Genomic DNA, 18,721 nt, shown 5'->3' on the forward strand with positions numbered 1-18,721 from the left:
CCAGTGCGTGCCCTGCTTGGCTCGGTCTACGATCACCTCGGAGAGGACCCTCGATCAGGAAGGCCGACGGTGCCATCGCGCTCTGCCGTCCCGGACGGAAAGCGGCCGACACTCAGCGACCTCGCGGCGCGGGCAGGTGTCTCCGTACCGCTTGCTTCCCTGGTCATGCGCGGTGCCAAGGGGCCCAGCGCGGCAAGTCGCGAGCGGGTGCTGCGGGCCGCGCAGGAGATCGGCTACCGGCCGGACAGCAGGGCCCGCCTCCTGCGCAGCAGCCGCTCGCACCTGGTGGGAGTGCAGTTCGACCTGCGACAGCCCTTCCACGCCGACATGGTTGAGGCGCTCTACGCCGCGGCGGGGACAGCCGGCTATCAGATCGCACTCAGCGCCGTCGCCGCGAGCCGCAGCGAACAGGAGGCGGCGGAGACGCTGCTCTCCGACCGCTGCGAGGCACTGATCCTGCTCAGCCCCCATGCCCCGGCGGCCCGGCTGGCAGAACTCGCGGCGCAACTGCCCGTCGTCTCCGTGGCCCGCCGGCTGCGCCCCCTCGCCGACGGCGTCGACGTCGTCCGCGCGGCCGACGACGAGGGCGCCCGACAGGCGGTCGACCACCTCGTGGCACTGGGCCATCGCGACATCGTCCACATCGACGGGGGCAGGGCGCCGGGCGCGGCGGACCGGCGCCGCGGCTACAAGGCGGCCATGAAGCACCACGGCCTCACCGACCGCGTCCGCCTCGTGCCGGGCGGGCTGACCGAGGACCACGGCGCGGCAGCCGCACGAACACTCCTCGCCGAGGCTGCCCGCCCCACCGCTGTCCTCGCCTTCAACGACCACTGCGCGATCGGCGTCCTCGACACCTTCCTGCGCGCCGGTATCCCTGTGCCCGACGAGATCTCGGTCGTCGGCTTCGACGACAGCCACCTCGCCCGCCTGGCCCACGTCCAACTCACCACGGTCGGGCAAGAAGCCCGCCAGCTGGCGCGCCGGGCCGTGAGCCGGGCCGTCGCCCGGCTGGAGGGTGGGGCGACGGACGACGAACGAGAAGTCGTCGTCACGCCACACCTCGTCATACGAAGCACCACCAGGGCACCTTGCCGCTACTGACCCGCGCTGCTCCACGTCGCGGCTCGATCTGGTCGACGTTCCACCGCGCCCCCGAAGGACCACCCGCGGCTGCCGCCGAGGGACCCGCCTCCATCCAGGCGGACACGCGTGCCACGGTCTGATCCACGACAAGAGGCGGGAATCGCCGCCGGGGCGACGCACTCGGCGGCAACGCCGTGCGACGACGCGCCGCCGCACCGACGCCAAGCGCGGGACGAGGGGGCCTTGGCCAGGATGCGCTTGGGCCGCCTTGGTCGTCGGCCGCCGGGTGGCACCTCCCGTGGTCAGAACCTGTTCCTGGGCGATGGCCCGCATCGACAACCCCGGCACCCCCGCCCGGCCGAGGATCAGCAGGACCTCGAAGACCAGATGGCTGATACCGCACTCCTCCTCGAGCGCCCTGCCGAGGATGTACTCCAGCCGGTTGGCAGCCCCCTGCAGCCGCCCGAACGCCAGAATGAGCTCATGAGGGGCCGGGCAGGGCAGAAGTCGACTGGCCAATACGAAGAGCGGGCGTGGATACACGCCCGCTCTTCGCACCTTACGCAGCCACTCAGTTGATGCGGACGATCTTCCAGAGCTGGTCGTCGAGGTCCAGGGCGTTCCACTGCACGACTGCCGCGCCGTTGCTGGTGGAGGACTGGGCCACGGCGGCGTTGAAGCCGCTGCCCACGTTCTTGAGTGCGTAGTAGCCGTTACCCGCGTCGGTGAGGGTCCACCTCTGCGAGTTGGCGGCGGACGGCGTGTTCTGGACGACGGCGGCTCCGGCGGTGGTGGAGCCGTTGCGGATGTCCAGGTTCAGGTTGCTGTTGGCGTTCCTGATGGTCCAGGCTCCGCCGCCGGCGGACTGGAAGGTGAACAGCTGGCAGAAACAGGCCGAGTTCTGCCACTGCTGGGCTGCCGTGTTGGTGGCGGTCGAACCCTGCGGGATGTCCAGGTACCTTCCGCTGTTCTTGTTGACGAGGACGTACTGCCCGGTGCCCAGCGGCGGCAGGGCGGTCTGGGTGAGGTTCCAGCGCTGGCAGGCGCAGCTGGTGCCGCTCCACTGGACGGCGGCGGTGCCGACCGCGGTGGAGGCGTTCGGGATCTCCAGGCGCTTGCCTGTCACCCGGTTGGTGATGGTGTACCCGCCGGCCTGGTGCGGGGCGACGGCCCACTCGTGGTCCAGGGTGCCGTTGTCGTCCCACTGAAGGATCTTGGCGCCGTCGGCGGTGGACTGGCTCTCCACGCCGAGGACCTTGCCGCTGGCGACGTTGAAGATCTTGAAGTAGCCGGAGGGCTGCCGGGCGAAGCGCCACTGCTGGTCGGTGGCGGTGGTGGAGTTCTGCTGGGTGGCGTTCGTGCCGTTGGTGGTGGAGCCGCCCGCGATGCTCAGCCTGAGGTTGCTGCCCGCGTTCGACACGGTGTAGGTGGCACCGTCCGAGATGCCGCCGCCCAGGTCGATGGTGCTGTAGGTGACGGGGTTGGAGAGATCGGGGCCTCCGTTGCCGCCACTGAGCACGAGCAGGCTGTGGCCGTCGGAGAGGGGCACCATGCCGCGGCTGTAGCCGTTGGCGACGTTGGAGCTGATACGCGTCCAGGTGTTCGCGGCGCCGTTCTGGGTGTTGAGGAACAGATCACTGGTGCTGTAGGCGCCGACGACGAGCGTGCCGTTCGGACCGCCGGTGGGCAGCCACGTGATGTACGGGGTGCTGGTGGGGACCGCGCCGTCCGTCGACCTCAGGGGAATGCCCGTGACGGAGTCGAACGCCTCCGGATCGGAGGAGATCTTGTAGTAGACGGCGAAGTTGCCCGAGGGCGAGCCGCCGTACTCGTACGTCATGACGTAGTTGCCGTTGGGCAGCCTCGCGACGGTGGGCATGCCCGGGCGCTGGCTGAAGGTGGGCATCGCCACGTCGTCCACGACCGGACCCCAGTTGCGGAGGTCCGTGGTGACCTGGTGGACGATCTTCTGGCCGTGGTCGAGATCGCGCTGGTCGGAGTAGTAGACGATCAGCTTGCCGTTGGCGTAGAGGAAGAAGGGCTCCCATACGGGGGTGTTGCCGTTGCCGCTCTGGTCGTAAGCCGGGCCGCCGGTGGCGATGTTGCTGACGAAGCTCCAGGTCAGTCCGCGGTCGGTGCTGGCATAGACATCGATCTTGATGGCCGAGCGGTCGGCGGGGACGGAAGCCCCGGCGGCGAGGATGGTTCCCGCGGGGAAGCCGCCCACCGCCGTGGGCAGCTCGTAGAGCTCGGGCTGCCAGCGCATGCCCCAGCCGTTCTGGGTGTCGGCGACCTCGGAGATCTTCGTCCAGGAGGTGCCGTTGTTCGTACTGCGGTAGATGGGGAGGACCGGCGTGCCGGTCGTGTACTGCTCGAACGTCGCGAGGATGGTGCCGTTGGCGGAGCCGTTGTGCTGCATCCGCATCCCCCGCGGGTAGAGCGACCCGGGCGAGGGCACGCCCGACGGCGGGGTGTACATCGTCTGCGAGGGACGGGCCAGGGCGTCCGCGCGGGAGGCGGGCATGACCATGGCCACGGCCGCGACGAGCAGGACGAACGCCAGGGACAGGAAGAAGAGGGGACGGGAACGCGGAGCGGCGCCGGGTCTGGCGCCTGTCTGCGCAGGGGACATTGCGGCTCCCAGGGGAAGGTGTGTTTCGGTGTCCGCCGCCGGCTCGGAACGGCTCAGGGTGACGCGGCGGAGTTCGTTGGGCGCGTGGCCCGGCGGACAGCCGGGCGACACTGCCGGGCGCGGCTCGCGAGCGCGGGGAGTGGCGCGGCGCGACAAGCGCGAACGGTGGAGGTGGAGCGCCCCGGCGTGTGGGTGCGCCGGAGCAGTGGCACGGGGGTGCGGGGTGGATCAGGGGGAGAGCGGGCGCGGTGGATCAGGGGGTGGGTGGGGGTGCGGTGGAGCCGCGGACGATGACTTCGATGGGTGGGTCGTTCGCCGGGGGTAGATCGGTGTCGGGCTTCTCGATGGTGTGTACGAGGAGCTGGATTCCTTGGCGTGATGCGGCTTCGAAGGGCTGGCGGACGGTGGTCAGGGGCGGGGTGACGTAGGCGAAGACGGGGTTGCCGTCGAAGCCGACGACGCTGACGTCCCGCGGTACGCGGCGGCCGTTTTCGCGCAGGCCGTGGATGAGGCCGATGGCCATCTCGTCGCCGGCGGCGAACACCGCGGTGACCGAGTGGTCCTGGGCCAGTGCGAGGCCCGCGGCGTAGCCGGAGGCGGCCGACCAGTCGCCGTTCAGTACGGGCGGTTCGTGTGCGCCGCGGTCCGCCAGTGCCGCCTGCCATCCTTCGATGCGGTCCTTGGTGGCGTACCAGCGGCGTGGTCCGGCGAGGTGGTGGACGGTCCGATGCCCGAGGTCGAGCAGGTGTTCGGTGGCGGCGCGGGCCAGTTGGTGGGCGCCCACGCCGACGGTCAGTGTCCGGGTGGCGGTGAAGGCGGGGGGTGCTCCGACGAAGAGCACCGGTACGTCGACACCGAGGGGGACCTCACCCTCGACGATGGGTACGGAGACGACGATGCCGTCGACGCCCTGTTCCAGGAGGGACTGAAGGGCGCCGGCGATGCTGCGCGGGTCGCCGTCGGGGGTGTTGACCACGCGCAGCGCGTATCCGGCGTCCCGTACGGCCTGTTCGAGGCCCACCAGCAGGGAGGCGGTTCCGTAGCCGGCTGTCGCCAGAGCGACCACACCGATGGACCGGGTACGGCCGGAGGCCAGTGCCCTGGCCGCGTGGTTCAGCCGGTAGCCGAGCTCCTCGGCGGCCGCCAGGACACGCCGGCGCGACTCCTTCGACACATACGGCTCGTCGTTGAGGACCCGGGAGACCGTCTTGCGCGAGACACCGGCCAGCCTGGCCACGTCCTCACTGCGCGGCGCGGAGGAGCCCACACCCCGCTCCACCCCTGCTGTCATGAAGTCTCCTCAGGACCATGTACGCCATCGAACTCGGTCACTGACATGACCACGCGGTCTGACCGCGCGGTCAATGTCTACGCACCCACCGAGCACACGTCAAGGGTTTTCGCAACGCCACTTGCCTCCCGACGCGAGCGGACGCCGGGGCCCACAGTCGGGCGGAGGGGTCGCGGCAGGCACTCCCGGAAACGCACCCGCCCTTCATCACCACAGGTCAAGCGCTATCTTCTCGCTTCGCAACGACGCGACGGCCGGCCGGGGCGATCCCGTCCGTCGGCTTCGACCGCCCGCACACCGGGCTCCCGATCGGACCTGGAGCCCGCCCAGATCGCCGGACGCGGCATCTTGACATCCAGCACACACAGCGTTCACGCTTCCAGGCGTCCACCGATCGTACTTGTTCGATCGTGTTTGGTTCTGGTCACTCAGCGGCTGTCTCTCCGCCAACCCCCCTCCGGCTGACGCGCCATGCCTGGGTACCGCCAGCCCTGTCAGGAGTCAAAATGCACCATTCGTCCCTTGGTCAGCCCATGCCTGGCGCCAGCCGCCGCACCGTGCTTCGCGGGCTTGGCGGAGCCGCGCTACTGGGTGCCGGCATCCCCCTGCTGAGTGCCTGCGGCGACAGCTCCGAGTCGTCGGGCACCAAGACCGTCACCGTGGGCTCCAACGCGTCCGACGCCGTCCCGAAGAAGGGATACGCCGACGTCTACGCGGCCTTCACGAAGCAGTCCGGGATCGCGGTCGACATCAACACCAAGGACCACAACACCTTCCAGGAGCAGATCAACACCTACCTGCAGGGCACCCCGGACGACGTGTTCCAGTGGTTCGCCGGCTATCGGATGCAGTTCTTCGCGGCCAAGGGGCTCGCCTCCCCGATCGACGACGTGTGGAAGACGATCGGCGGCAACTTCCCCTCGGCCATGCACGACCTGAGCAAGGGTCAGGACGGCAAGTACTACCTGGTCCCCCTCACCACGTCCCCGTGGGCGGTCTTCTACCGCAAGAGTGTCTTCCAGCAGTACGGCTACGAGGTCCCCACCACGTGGGACGCGTACGTCGCCCTGTGCAAGCAGATGAAGAAGGACGGCCTCGTCCCGATCGCGTACGGCGACAAGGACGCCTGGCCCGCGATGGGCTCCTTCGACCAGATCAACTTCCGCCTCAACGGCTACGACTTCCATGTCGAGCTGATGGCGGGCAAGGCCTCGTGGACCGACGCGAAGGTCCGCAAGGTCTTCGACACCTGGGCCGAGACCCTCCCCTACCACCAGGAGGGCGCGGTCGGCCGTACCTGGCAGGACGCCGCCCAGACGCTGGTGGCGAAGAAGGCCGGCATGTATATGCTCGGCATGTTCGTGGCCCAGCAGTTCACCGACAAGGCGGACCTGGACGACCTCGACTTCTTCGCCTTCCCCGAGATCGACCCGGCGTACGGCCAGGACACCGTGGAGGCGCCGACCGACGGCATCATGCTCAGCAAGAAGCCCAAGAACCACGCCGGTTCCGTCAAGCTGCTCGAATTCCTGGGCACGCCGCAGGCCGAGGAGATCTACCTCAAGGCCGACCCGAGCCTGATCGCCGCCTCCACGAAGGCCGACACCTCCGGCTACAGCGCCCTCCAGAAGAAGGGCTACGAGATGATCGCGCAGGCGAAGCATCTCACCCAGTTCATGGACCGTGACAGCCGGCCCGACTTCACCTCCACGGTGATGCAGCCCGCCCTCCAGAAGTTCATCCGCGACCCCAAGGGCATCGACAGCCTGCTGTCCTCGATCGAACGCCAGAAGAAGACGATCTTCGCGTCCGGCTGAGCCCGACCCCCTTCTGAAGCGGATGAACACCGACACCATGAGCTCCGACACGACCACGAAGATCCCGGAGGCGGCCGCGGCGCCGCCTCCGGGCGCCGCGACGCCGAAGAGGCGGGTTCCGCAGGGCCACCAGCGCCTGCTGACCCGCCGCGACCGGATCACGCTCGGCCTGATGGCCGGCCTGCCGACGATCCTGCACGTGGCCCTGGTCTGGGTCACCGCCCTGGCCTCCATCGCCCTCGCCTTCACCACCTGGGACGGCATCGGCTTCGACTCGATCCAGTGGGTCGGACTCCAGAACTTCGAGGAACTCTTCGAGCAGAACCCGCAGTTCTGGCCCGCCCTCCAGCACAACGTCATCTGGTTCGTCGTCCTGATCGCGCTCCCCACGCCGCTCGGCCTGTTCCTGGCCGTGCAGTTGGACAAGAAAATCCGGTTCAGCCGGGTCTACCAGACGGCGTTCTTCCTGCCGGTCGTGCTGTCGATGGCCGTCATCGGGTTCGTCTGGCAGCTGGTCTACAACCCGGACACGGGCCTGATCAACAGCATCATCGGGGCCAACGAGCCGGGCCACTACATCGACTGGATCGGCGACCCGGACCTCAACCTCTGGGCCATCCTCATCGCCGCCTCCTGGCGCCACACCGGCTACATGATGATCCTTTACCTGGCCGGCCTGAAGGGCGTCGACCCGTCCCTGCGGGAGGCCTCCGCGCTGGACGGCGCCAACGAGTGGCAGACGTTCAAGAACGTCATCTTCCCGACCCTGCGGCCGACCAACACCGTCGTCCTGGTCGTCACCATCATCGAGGCCCTGCGCGCCTTCGACCTCGTCTTCGTCTTCAACAAGGGCGCCGAGGGCACCGAACTGCTCTCCATCCTCGTCACCAACAACATCATCGGAGAGTCCAGCCGTATCGGCTACGGATCGGCCATCGCCGTCGTCCTCCTGGTCATCTCCCTCGCCGTGATCATCCCCTACCTGGTGGCCACCTTCCGGAAGGAGCGGCGCGCATGAGCTCCACCGTCATGACCAAGGTCCGTACGCCCGTCCGGCCCGCACGGATCCTGTTGCACGTCTTCCTCGCGGGCGCCGCGCTGGCCTGGCTCGCGCCGCTGCTCTGGGCGCTGTACTCGGCCATGCGGTCCTACGCGGAGACCAGCGAGAAGGGCTATGTGTCCTGGCCCGACGAGCTGAGCTTCGACAACTTCACGAACGCGTTCACCCAGTCGGACATGGGGCACTACTTCGTGAACACCCTCATCATCGCCGTCCCGGCGGTGCTGCTGACGCTGTTCCTGTCGTCGATGGTCGCCTTCTACGTCAGCCGCTTCGACTTCCGCCTCAACCTCGCCCTGCTGCTGGTCTTCACCGCGGGCAACCTGCTCCCGCAGCAGGTCATCATCACCCCGCTGTACCGCCTGTACCTGCTCATCGACATCCCCGGCATCACGATGAGCGGCAAGCTCTACGACTCCGCGCTCGGCCTGGTCCTCATCCACGTGGCCTTCCAGTCCGGGTTCTGCGCCTTCGTGCTCAGCAACTACATGCGCTCCCTGCCGCACGAGCTGACCGAGGCCGCGCTCGTCGACGGCGCCTCGGTGTGGCGGCAGTACTGGCAGATCGTGCTCCCGCTGTGCCGCCCGGCCATGGCGGCCCTGGCCACTCTGCTCTCCATCTGGATCTACAACGACTTCTTCTGGGCCCTCGTCCTGATCTCCACCGGCGAGAACATGCCGATCACCTCCGCCCTGAACAACCTCACCGGGGCGTACTTCACCGACCCCAACCTGGTCGCGGCAGGCGCCCTGCTCACCGCGATCCCGACGCTGATCGTCTACTTCGTGCTGCAGCGGCAGTTCGTCAGCGGCCTCACCTTGGGCGCCAACAAGGGCTGACACACCCCCACTTGCCCCTCCCCTACACCCCTCCCGGAGCATCACCAGTGAGTACCGCACGCCGTCTTCGCATTCCTGGAATCGCCTACGGAGGTGACTACAACCCCGAGCAGTGGCCCGAGGAGGTCTGGGCCGAGGACATGCGCCTCATGCGCGAGGCCGGGGTGACCATGGTCAGCGTCGGCATCTTCTCCTGGGCGCTGCTCGAACCGTCCGAGGGCGTCTATGACTTCACCCGCATGGACAAGATCCTCGACCTGCTCGACGCCAACGGTATCGCCGCCGACCTGGCCACCCCCACGGCGAGCCCGCCGGCCTGGTTCTTCGCCGAGCACCCGGAAGCCCTGCCGGTCGACAAGGACGGCCGCCGACTGTCGTACGGCAGCCGTCAGACCTTCTGCCCGTCCAACCCCGCCTACCGCCGAGCCGCGCTGCGGATCACCGAAGCACTCGCCGAGCGCTACGCCACCCACCCGGCCGTCGCCATGTGGCACATCCACAACGAGTACGGCTGCCACAACGACGCCTGCTACTGCGACACCAGCGCCGCCGCCTTCCGCACCTGGCTGCGCGCCCGCTACGACGACGACCTGGACGCCCTCAACCACGCCTGGGGCACCACCTTCTGGAGCCAGTGGTACTACTCGTGGGACCAGATCCTGCCGCCCCGCACCACCCCGGCTCCCCCGAACCCCACCCACCAGCTCGACTGGCGCCGTTTCTGCTCCGACGAACTGCTCTCCCTGTGCACCGCCGAACACGAGGTACTGCGCCGGGCCGCCCCGGACACCCCCGCGACCACCAACTTCCTGGTCCTGCGCACCATCGACGCTCTCGACTACTGGCGCTGGGCGCCCGAGCTGGACATTCTCTCCAACGACCACTACCTGCTGTCCGACGACCCGGAGGCCGAGGTCGACATCGCCCTCCACGGCGACCTGATGCGTTCGCTCGCGGGCGGCCCGTGGTTCCTCATGGAGCACTCGACCGGAGCCGTCAACTGGCAGCCCGTCAACCGTGCCAAGCTCCCCGGGGAAATGCGCCGCAACGCGCTCGCGCACGTGGCCCACGGCGCCGACGGGGTCGCGTTCTTCCAGTGGCGGGCGGCCAAGGCGGGCGCCGAGCAGTGGCACTCGGCGATGCTCCCGCACGCCGGAACCGACAGCCAGATCTGGCGCGACGTCGTCCAACTCGGCGCCGACCTGCGGGCCTTGGCCGAAGTGCGGGACTCCACCAGCACGGCACAGGTGGCGATCGTGTGGGACTGGAACGCCCGCTGGGCACTGGAACTCCCCTCCCAGCCGAGCGGCGAGCTGCGCTACCAGGACCTGGTACGGGACTGGTACACCCCCCTGTGGCGGGCCGGGGTCGCCGTCGACTTCGTACGCCCCGACGACCCCGGACTCGACCGCTACAGCCTCGTCCTGGCACCCTCGCTGTACCTGGTCACGGAGGCGGCCGCGGCGAACCTCAGCCGGTTCACCGAGCGCGGGGGCACTCTCGCCGTCGGCTTCCACAGCGGCATGGTCGACGAGAACTGCCATGTGTACCTGGGCGGTTACCCCGGCGCCTTCCGCGATGTCCTCGGCGTGGTCAGCGACGAGCTCTTCCCCCTGCTGCCGGGCGAGACGACCGGCCTGACCGGCGACGTGGCGCCGGGCGCCACGGCCGACCTGTGGTCGGAACGCGTCCGGCTCACCGGCGCACGAGCCGTCGTTTCCCACGCCGACGGCCCCCTGGCCGGCCACCCCGCCGTCACCCGCCACCGGCACGGCGACGGCACTGCCTGGTATCTGGCCACCCACCCCGACCAGGACACGCTCGCCGCCCTGCTCGACCGCATCCGTCAGGACGCCGGCGTCACACCGGAGCAGGACGCACCCGCCGGGATCGAGGTCGTCCGGCGCCGGGGTACGGAGGCCGACTACCTGTTCCTCATCGACCACACGGGAAAGGGTGCCGAAGTGCTCGCCGACGGCGTGGAACTCCTCACCGGCACGCCGGTCTCCGGCACCGTCGCCGTCCCACCGGGAGGCGTCGCCGTCGTCCGCGAGCCACGCTGACCGGAGCGCAGGTCCTGGGCCGCCGATGTCGCGGTCGCGTACGCCAGAGGGGGAACGCGGCGGCGGTGGCGCCCTCGCCAGGGAGCGTGCCGACGAACCGTGGGCACGCTGCCGTGGCACAGTCGGACGACCCCCGCCTGCCCGCCGTCGACCAGGGCTTGTGTCACCCGTGGGTCCGGGACCAACACGATCCGGCCGCTGAGCCCGCCTTCGGCGAGGGCCCGGTGGGCATCCGCGACTGCTCCTGCCGCGGCGGCGTTGATCACCGAGGTCGGCGAGGACAGCGGCATCGTCCGCGTGTGGTGCTCGCCGACCCCGAAGAAGTCCAGTCCCACCTCGTCGGCGAGCTCGCAGCGGCGAACTCCACGACGCCGATGAAGCGGACGGTGCCCGCCGCCCAGGGGAGCTTCTCGGCCAGCTTGTCCTTGGGCTGGGTGGACTTCATGACGCCGGCCATGGCGGCCAGCGCGGCCTGGACGACCCACAAGAAGACGTTCACGTACGGGATTCCTCAGAGGGGAACGAGGCGGGGAGGGCGCGGGCGTCCCTCCCCGAAGAGGGGTCGGACCGCCGGTCAGGCGTTGAACACGGCCTCGGAGCGGTCGCGGTTTTCGTGCAGGTCCCAGTACACGGGGGCGATCTGCTCGGGTGTGGCCGCCGGGAAGCCCTCGGGGCCGCGGTCGCCGATCCAGACGTTGATCGCCACGTGTGCGGCGTGCACACCGCTGCCGGCCAGTTCCTTGGCCAGGTTGAGGACCCAGTTGCGCAGGGCCGCCCCGGCGGCGTTGACGTTGCCGAACATGGGGACGGGATCGACCGAACCGCCGCCGGTGGTGAACAGCAGGGTGCCGGCGCCCGCCTCGCGCATCGCGGGCAGCACCGCGCGGGTCGCGGCGACGGCACCGTAGAAGGCGTACTCGATCTGCGGCTGGAGATCGTCCACCGTGGCCTCGGAGGGGGCGACCATGGTGAGGCCGGGCACCGGGGAGTGCGGGGCCGGGGAGTACTCCAGTACGTCGATGCCGCCGAAACGGGCCTTGGCCTTGTCCAGGGCATCCGTCAGTGAGGCGCGGTCCAGCACGTCGGCGGGGAACGCGGCGGCCGTGACGCCGTCCTGGCCGAGCTGGTCGACCAGCGTCTGCAGCTTCTCCTCGGAGCGGGAGATCAGGGCGACGTCGAAGCCTCGGCCGCCGAAGGTGCGGGCGATGGCCAGGCCCATACCGGGGCCTGCGCCGACGATGGCGATAGTGGGCACGATGGTTTCTCTTCCGTGAAGTGGGGTCGGTTTCAGGCGCAGGTGACGCTGATCTTGCCCGGGGTACTGGCGCCGAAGGCGGCGAACGCCTCCGGGGCCTGCTCCAGCGCGTAGGTGGCCGTGACCGGCACATGCAGTGCGCCGGAGGCGACCTGCTCGGCCAGGGAGGTCAGGATCTGGGCGTCCGGGGTGGCCATGATCGTGTGGACGGTGACTTCCTGCTCCTTGACGTCGTCCTGGGTCAGGCCGGTGGCGGAGGCGAGTTGTCCGCCCGGCCGCAGCAGGGCGGCCAGCGCCGGGCCGTCGCCCGCCAGGTGCAGCACCGCGTCCACACCGTCCGGGGCGATCGCGCGGACCTGTCCCTCCAGGTCACCGGTGAAGTCGACCACGTGCACCTCCGCACCGGTGAGGCCGGCCACGAAGTCGGCCTGGGCGCCGGGACGGGCGGTCGCCACCACCTTCGCACCGCGGCTTGCGGCGAGTTGCACCGCCAGCGCGCCCACGCCGCCGGAGGCCCCGGAGACGAGCACCGTCTCGCCCTCGGACAGGCCCACCGCGTCCAGGCTCACCTGGGCGGTGGCCCCGGCCACGCCCAGCGCGCCCGCGTCCCCCACCGTCAGGCCCGCGGGAATGTGGGCGACGCCGTATCCGGCGGGCACGGTGACGTACTGGGCCAGCGACCCGGCGCCCAGGAACGGCTTCAGCACGACGCCGAAGACCGCGTCGCCGACCGCGAAGCCGTCCACACCCTCGCCGAGTTCCTCGACGGTGCCCGCGAAGTCCTGGCCGAGGACCAGAGGGAAGCGGTGCTCCATGAACGCCTGCGTGTAGCCGGCGGCGGTGGCGAGGTCGATGCCGTTCAAGGAGGCGGCGGCCACCTTGACCAACAGTTCCCCGGCTTGTGGACGAGGGATCTCCACCTCGGCCACGGCCGGGGTCGAGGGGACGGAATCGAGTGTTACAGCACGCATGACAGCACCCCTGAGTTAAGTGGACCGGGCGGCCCACTTCTGCTGTCGCCCACCGTACAACAGAACCGGCCCGCCCGTTCCACTTGAGTAGAGTGGGGGCATGACCTCCCCGCCTCACGATCAGACGCCGTGCCGACAGCCCGGCACGGGACTGCGCGCCGACGCGGAGCGCAACCGCGACCGCATCCTGGCCGCCGCCCGCCGCCTCTACGCCACCGAAGGGCTCGGCGTCTCCATGACCTCGGTCGCCCGCGAGGCGGGGGTCGGCAAAGCCACCCTCTCCCGCCGCTTCGCCACCCGGGAGGAACTCGTCAACGCGGTCTTCGCCGACCGCATGGACGCCTACGCCGACGCCGTCGCCGACGCACTCGCCGACCCCGATCCCTGGCACGGCTTCACCGGCTACATCACCGCCGTCTGCGCCATGCAGGCCGCCGACCGCGGCTTCGCCGACGTTCTGACGATGACCTTCCCCACCGCCAAAGCACTGGAGACCCGCCGCGCCGAGGCCTACCAGAGCCTCCTCGAACTCATCGCCCGCGCCAAGGACACCGGGCACCTGCGCGAGGACTTCACCCACCAGGATGTCGTCATCCTGCTCATGGCCAACGCCGGCGTCATCACCGCCACCGGCGACGCCGCCCCCGACACCTGGCGCCGCCTCGTCGGCCACATGCTCCGCTCCTACGCCGCGCCCGGGGCCCCGATCCCCGCTCTGCCCGACGCGCCGGCGCCCAGCGCCCTGTACCGGGCCATGGTCCGCCTCTCACGAACCGGGCCGGCCGCCACCTAAGGCGGCTCCCGGGGCTCGCCAAGGCCCCCAGCAGCCGTGGAAGCGCAGGCCGTTGACGCCCAGCCTGACCGCACGATGAGTAGACGGGTCCGCCCCTGCGGTCGCGTGTCGGCGGCGATGAGAACGTCCGCTCGCCGCTTGTCGGCGTGGTGGGGCGTCCGGGCGGCGTGAGCTTCGACTCGGGGGTCGGCGGCCTGGCAACGCAGTCGCATGGTGCATGGCGGCTCCTGACAGGGCTGGCGGCACCCAGGCATGGCGCGTCAGCAGGAACGGAGAACGGCACGCGAAGGGCTTCAGCGACCGCAAACAAACACGATCGGACAATCTCGATCGGCGGCCGCCAGGAAGCGTGGACGCTCCGCGGCCTCACTGTCAAGGCTTCGCGCTCGACAAGACCTGACGGCCGGAACCGGCGAAAGGTCGCACCATCAGTGGCCGGACCAGCCCGACGGGGCTGCGCGTCACATCGCTCTGCGCCAAGCAATGGCGATCTGACCAGCATTGACACATCGCCACCAGGGATTGCCGGGCCCGCCGGACGACCCCCTCCGCAGCCGCCGACCTCGGCGACCCCCCACAGCGGACGGCAGAGAACGCTACCCAAACTCTTGACGAGCGGCCGGTGGGTGCGTAGACATTGACCGCGCGGTCAGACCGCGTGGTCATGTCAGTGAACAGCACACTCGTCGCCGGCGTCGCCCAGTCCTCCACCGCCGACGGCGCAGCCATCGTCCAGTGGAGCGGCCTCAACCTCGACGACCAGCTCTGGAAGATCGTCCGCGTCAACTGACCTGACGCAAGGCAGGGGGCGAGATCCCGTCGGCCGGGCTCGACGGCCAAGTCCACGAGCCCGGCCATCCCTCCGTACGCGTCCACTGGTCGCCGCCGTGCTCCCACGCCACAGCCGTCGGCGTGACGCCGTGCCAGGAAGACCTTCTACTCCACCTTCACGGAAATGAGTTCCGCAATGACAGGTTCCCCCACTCGCCGACAGGTGCTGACAGCGACGGCTGGAGGAGTGGCCGCCTCGTTGATCGGGGTCGCGACGGCCGGCGCCGCGTCCGCCGCCGTGACGTACACGGCGCCGAATCCACGCGTCCGCATCGATCTCAACAACGGGTGGCGATTCATCAGACAGGACGTCACCGGTGCGCAGGCGACCGGGTTCAACGACTCCGGATGGACGTCCGTCAACACGCCCCACACCTGGAACGCCGTCGACGGCGCGGACGGCGGCAACAACTACCACCGCGGAGTGGGCTGGTACCGCCGTCACTACACCGTGCCGTCCGAACTGGCGGGCAAGCGGCTGTACCTGCAGTTCGCCGGGGTCAACCAGGTCGCCGACGTCTGGATCAACGGCACGTACCTCGGGCAGCACAGGGGCGGGTACTCCCGCTTCAGGTTCGACACCACCGCCGCGCTCGTCCCGGGACAGGACAACGTGATCGCGGTGAAGGTGACCAACGCCCGCGACACCAACATCGCCCCGGTGGGCGCTGACTACACCTTCCAGGGCGGTGTCTACCGCAACGTGAGCCTGTGGGCCGTCGACGACCTCCATGTGCGGATGACGGACTACGCGGGCCCGGGAATCTACCTCCGGCAGAGCGACGTGACCGCGGCGTCCGCCACGGTGACCGTCACGACGAAGCTGTGGAACGACAGCGGCACCAGCAGATCGGTGGTCGTCCGCACCGTCATCGCCGACAGGAGCGGGACCGTCGTCGCGGAGGCCGGCAGCACCGCGCAGACCGTCCCCGCGGCCACCGGAACGGAGATCCGGCAGACCGTCCGCATCGACAACCCGCGCCTGTGGAACGGACTTGCGGATCCCTACCTCCACGACGCCAGCGTCGAGATCCATGACGTCACCGGGGGCGGGGACCGGATCACGGACGTGGTGACCGAACGCCTGGGCCTTCGCTCCCTCGCCGTCGACGCCGACACCGGCTTCCACCTCAACGGCAGCCACCTCCACCTGCACGGCGTCAACCTGCACCAGGACCGGGCCGTCAAGGGCTGGGCGATATCCGACGCCGACCACACCCAGGACCTCGACCTCGTCCGGGAGATCGGCGCCAACGCCGTCCGCATGGCGCACTACCAGCACGACCAGAAGGACTACAACCTCGCGGACGAACGCGGGCTGCTCCTGTGGGCGGAGATCCCGCTGGTCGACATCGTCACCGACTCGGCCGCCTTCACCACCAGCACCCAGAACCAGCTGCGAGAACTGATCCGGCAGAACTACAACCACCCGTCGATCGCCTTCTGGGGCATCGGCAACGAACTCCTCGACTACAACGGCACCGCCACGAACAGGCTCCTCGCGTCACTCGCCGACATCATCGAAGCCGAGGACCCCGACCGCCTCTCCACCTACGCGGTGCGCGGCGAGGATCCCGACAACGCCCAGGCTGGGCTGCACACGCGGACGACGGGCTTCAACAAGTACTACGGCTGGTACTACGGCTCCAAGGACGGCGACCTCGGAGCGTGGGCCGACAACCTGCACGCGACCTCCCCGTCCCGCAGGATCGCCATGTCGGAGTACGGCGTCGGCGCCAGCACCACCCAGCACGCCCTCAACCCGCCGAAGCCGGCCCCGGGCGGATCCTGGCACCCCGAGGAGTACCAGTCGCTGTTCCACGAAGCGGCCTGGAAGCAGCTCGCGAGCCGCCCGTACATCTGGGGCACGTTCGTCTGGGCCATGTTCGACTTCGCCTCCGACGGCCGCAACGAAGGGGACCGGCCCGGAATCAACGACAAGGGCCTGGTCACGCGTGACCGGCAGACCCGCAAGGACGCCTTCTACTGGTACAAGGCCAACTGGGCCGACACTCCCACCCTCCACATCACCAGCCGCCGCTGGACCCAGCGCACCGACGCCACCACCGAACTCAAGGTCTACTCCAACGCGGGCCAGGTCACCGCCACCCTCAACGGCACCTCCCTGGGCACCCGGAGCAGCAGCGACCACATCTTCAGCTGGCCCAGCATCACCTTGAGGCCCGGGCAGAACACCGTGACCGTCACCGCGACCATCAACGGCTCCACCTACACCGACAGCGTCAACTGGACTCTCGGTTAGGCACTTCGACGACAGGCGGAGGGTCCGAGGCCCTTGTCCTCACCGGGTCGCTTTGAGCACGCGGTTCGCGAGGTCGAGGGCCTGGTCGACATCGTCGGCGACCTTCATGAGTTCGACGAAGCAGTGGGTGACGTCGGTCTCCGCCGCGGCGCGAGTGCTGGCTTCCACCATGTCCTCGAAGCCGGCTTCGGCGAGTGGGTGGACCCGCAGGATCATGTCGAGCTGGGCAGGGTCGCGGCCTTCTTCGGCGGCAAGGCGCCGGACTTCGGCCATGGGGACATCGATGGCGTCGGGGTCGAAGTGACCGGCTCCGGGCTGGACGACGGGGAGCCAGCCGTCGGCGCGGCGCGCTACGCGGCGCATGGCGGCGGGGGCGAAACCGGCGAGGTAGATCGAGGGGCGCGGGGTCTGGACGGGCTTGAGGTCGACGTGGGTGGCGGGGATGTCCACAGCGGCACCCAGGTCCGCCGCGTCGGTGTTGCGCGCGAGCAAGGCACACCCGAACGCCGCCAGCCGCTCACTCGCCGGTGCTCCCGGGCCCAGCGGTGGCGGCCCGGAAGTGTATGCCGCATGGAACTCGGCCTCGGCGTCATTCAACAGAGCCAGCAAAAGCCCGGTGCGGTCGCCGGACCGGCGAAAGAGCGTGCCCTTGCCCACCCTGCCGCCTGCGCGACCTCGTGCATCGTCACATGTTCCGCTCCTCTGTCGGCCACCAGCTCCGCGGCCGCCGCCGGCAACCGGGCGCGGTTGCTGGCGGCGTCGACCCGCTCCCCGGTGGCACCGTCCGACGCCTGCATCACCGTTCACCCCTCGGTGCCACGAGCGCGTACACGCATCCGTCGTCGATCCGCACCGGATAAGCGGACAGCGAGACGGCGCTGCGCGAACACACATCGCACAGGTACGTGTAGCCGCTGCTGGACATCGCTCTCCTCGGTGCGTCCACGACACCTGAGCCGCTTTGACCACGACTGATCACCAACGGTATCGACGGAGTTCGCGACGGAAACCCGACCGCAGCCCGAACCGAACTCGGCACATGGACCTAGGTGCCCTGTCCAGGCAAGTCGAGGATGCTGTCCTTCGCGCTCCTCATGGTTCTGGTGGACTCGCTTCCCGCGGGCACCGGTTGCAGGTCACCCGGAGCGCTGGAGCCGGCCAGCCACTTCGCGCCCTCTTCGTAGAGGCGCCGCACGACCTCGCCCGTGAGGCCCGGCAGCCCGGTCTTCACCGTGAAGCCGGCCTTCGTCTGGAGGTAGCCGAGGTGGCGGTACCCCACCGGGAAGCGGCCCAACAGGTGCGGGTCCAGGCTCAGCGTCGCGGACGGATCGACCACGTCGAGACGGTCCTTCTCGTAGATCGGCTGCCGGCGGACGATCTTCCATGCGCCCTCGTGGCGCGTGCAGAAGTCGTAGAAGCGCCCCGTGCAGACGACGTCGACCTCCACTCCGTCGATCTCGGCCCGCTGATTGATCATCATCTTGGTCTGGGCCACGGCTCGGTCGCCGACGACGTCGGAGGTGTGGCCGCCGAGGAAGTGGAGAATGCTGACGCCGTTGTCGAAGGCCTCCCGGCTGATCGCGATGAAGTCCGTCGCCGGGCCCTGGAACCAGGTGGCCGTCATCCAGCCGTCGACGGGATGCCACACGGTGGCGAACCGCTCCCAGTCACCGGCGTCACGCCACAGTGCCCGGTCCTCGACGAGCTGACGCAGCTCGCTCCTGTCCGTCTCGATCGTCGGCATGCGAAACCTCGGTCCAGTGTCGTGAAAGGAATTGATCAGGTCGGCGAAGACGGCTTGGAACGCGTCGAAGGAGTCT

Annotated in this window: 16 protein-coding genes and 2 pseudogenes; 8 read left to right on the top strand and 10 right to left on the bottom strand. The window is 69.4% G+C overall.

All coding sequences use genetic code 11. The annotated features are described in order from the left end of the window. Positions 1-69: 69 nt before the first annotated feature. A complete protein-coding gene (locus tag RM704_RS30735) occupies positions 70-1,104 on the top strand; it encodes a LacI family DNA-binding transcriptional regulator (protein WP_033532375.1) in 1,035 nt (344 codons plus the stop codon). Positions 1,105-1,368: 264 nt separating this feature from the next. Here the strand turns inward: RM704_RS30735 and RM704_RS30740 are convergent. From RM704_RS30740 to RM704_RS30750, 3 genes and pseudogenes are all read right to left on the bottom strand, one after another. After that, positions 1,369-1,605 (bottom strand): annotated as a pseudogene (locus RM704_RS30740) (hypothetical protein); the annotation flags it as partial. Between the two features lie 52 nt (positions 1,606-1,657). Then, positions 1,658-3,718, bottom strand: a complete 2,061-nt coding sequence (locus RM704_RS30745) for an RICIN domain-containing protein (protein WP_033532374.1) — start codon at positions 3,716-3,718, stop codon at positions 1,658-1,660. Between the two features lie 253 nt (positions 3,719-3,971). Beyond that, the gene (locus RM704_RS30750; protein ID WP_033532373.1) at positions 3,972-5,009 is read right to left on the bottom strand and encodes a LacI family DNA-binding transcriptional regulator; all 1,038 of its coding nucleotides are present in this window, start codon (positions 5,007-5,009) and stop codon (positions 3,972-3,974) included. A gap of 506 nt (positions 5,010-5,515) precedes the next feature. Here RM704_RS30750 and RM704_RS30755 point away from each other — a divergent pair. From RM704_RS30755 to RM704_RS30770, 4 genes are read left to right on the top strand one after another with little or no spacing between them, the layout of a single operon-like run. Next, complete coding sequence (locus RM704_RS30755; protein WP_192829877.1) at positions 5,516-6,826, top strand: ABC transporter substrate-binding protein; 1,311 nt, start codon at positions 5,516-5,518, stop codon at positions 6,824-6,826. Positions 6,827-6,863: 37 nt separating this feature from the next. Beyond that, positions 6,864-7,844 (top strand): carbohydrate ABC transporter permease, encoded by a 981-nt coding sequence (locus RM704_RS30760; RefSeq protein WP_033532474.1) that lies wholly within the window; start codon positions 6,864-6,866, stop codon positions 7,842-7,844. Then, a complete protein-coding gene (locus RM704_RS30765; protein WP_033532371.1) occupies positions 7,841-8,725 on the top strand; it encodes a carbohydrate ABC transporter permease in 885 nt (294 codons plus the stop codon). Before RM704_RS30760 ends, RM704_RS30765 begins: the two co-directional genes overlap by 4 nt. Before the next feature lie 47 nt (positions 8,726-8,772). After that, entirely contained in the window at positions 8,773-10,788 is a 2,016-nt protein-coding gene (locus tag RM704_RS30770) for a beta-galactosidase (protein WP_033532370.1), read from the top strand. Between the two features lie 262 nt (positions 10,789-11,050). Here RM704_RS30770 and RM704_RS30775 read toward each other — a convergent pair whose 3' ends face one another. The 3 genes from RM704_RS30775 to RM704_RS30785 all read right to left on the bottom strand — a co-directional run bounded on the left by RM704_RS30775 (position 11,051) and on the right by RM704_RS30785 (position 13,014). Beyond that, positions 11,051-11,287: a hypothetical protein gene (locus RM704_RS30775; RefSeq protein WP_202808171.1), complete on the bottom strand. Its 237-nt coding sequence runs from the start codon at positions 11,285-11,287 to the stop codon at positions 11,051-11,053. Between the two features lie 75 nt (positions 11,288-11,362). Beyond that, on the bottom strand, positions 11,363-12,043 hold the full coding sequence (locus RM704_RS30780) for an SDR family NAD(P)-dependent oxidoreductase (protein ID WP_033532369.1): 681 nt from the start codon (positions 12,041-12,043) through the stop codon (positions 11,363-11,365). A 32-nt stretch (positions 12,044-12,075) separates the two neighbouring features. Further along, the gene (locus RM704_RS30785; protein WP_033532368.1) at positions 12,076-13,014 is read right to left on the bottom strand and encodes an NADP-dependent oxidoreductase; all 939 of its coding nucleotides are present in this window, start codon (positions 13,012-13,014) and stop codon (positions 12,076-12,078) included. Between the two features lie 100 nt (positions 13,015-13,114). Here RM704_RS30785 and RM704_RS30790 point away from each other — a divergent pair, with 100 nt between their 5' ends. From RM704_RS30790 to RM704_RS30800, 3 genes are all read left to right on the top strand, one after another. Next, positions 13,115-13,807 (top strand): TetR/AcrR family transcriptional regulator, encoded by a 693-nt coding sequence (locus tag RM704_RS30790; protein WP_033532367.1) that lies wholly within the window; start codon positions 13,115-13,117, stop codon positions 13,805-13,807. Positions 13,808-14,471: 664 nt separating this feature from the next. Further along, complete coding sequence (locus RM704_RS30795) at positions 14,472-14,597, top strand: RICIN domain-containing protein (RefSeq protein ID WP_311591411.1); 126 nt, start codon at positions 14,472-14,474, stop codon at positions 14,595-14,597. Positions 14,598-14,837: 240 nt separating this feature from the next. Further along, the gene (locus tag RM704_RS30800; RefSeq protein ID WP_311591412.1) at positions 14,838-16,901 is read left to right on the top strand and encodes a glycoside hydrolase family 2 protein; all 2,064 of its coding nucleotides are present in this window, start codon (positions 14,838-14,840) and stop codon (positions 16,899-16,901) included. 39 nt (positions 16,902-16,940) lie between these two features. Here RM704_RS30800 and RM704_RS30805 read toward each other — a convergent pair whose 3' ends face one another. From RM704_RS30805 to RM704_RS30820, 4 genes and pseudogenes are all read right to left on the bottom strand, one after another. Then, the gene (locus RM704_RS30805) at positions 16,941-17,351 is read right to left on the bottom strand and encodes an LLM class flavin-dependent oxidoreductase (RefSeq protein WP_311591459.1); all 411 of its coding nucleotides are present in this window, start codon (positions 17,349-17,351) and stop codon (positions 16,941-16,943) included. Further along, positions 17,349-17,698, bottom strand: a pseudogene (locus RM704_RS30810) (TetR/AcrR family transcriptional regulator); the annotation flags it as partial. The pseudogene RM704_RS30810 and the gene RM704_RS30805, both read right to left, overlap by 3 nt. Continuing rightward, complete coding sequence (locus tag RM704_RS30815) at positions 17,698-17,826, bottom strand: hypothetical protein (protein WP_311591414.1); 129 nt, start codon at positions 17,824-17,826, stop codon at positions 17,698-17,700. The gene RM704_RS30815 and the pseudogene RM704_RS30810, both read right to left, overlap by 1 nt. Before the next feature lie 120 nt (positions 17,827-17,946). Beyond that, positions 17,947-18,645 carry a nuclear transport factor 2 family protein gene (locus RM704_RS30820; RefSeq protein ID WP_078937560.1) on the bottom strand — a complete coding sequence of 233 codons (699 nt, stop codon included), beginning with the start codon at positions 18,643-18,645 and terminating at the stop codon, positions 17,947-17,949. Between the last annotated feature and the right edge of the window lie 76 nt (positions 18,646-18,721).

Origin of the sequence: Streptomyces gottesmaniae (assembly GCF_031845845.1) — a bacterium.
GTDB lineage: Bacteria > Actinomycetota > Actinomycetes > Streptomycetales > Streptomycetaceae > Streptomyces > Streptomyces akebiae.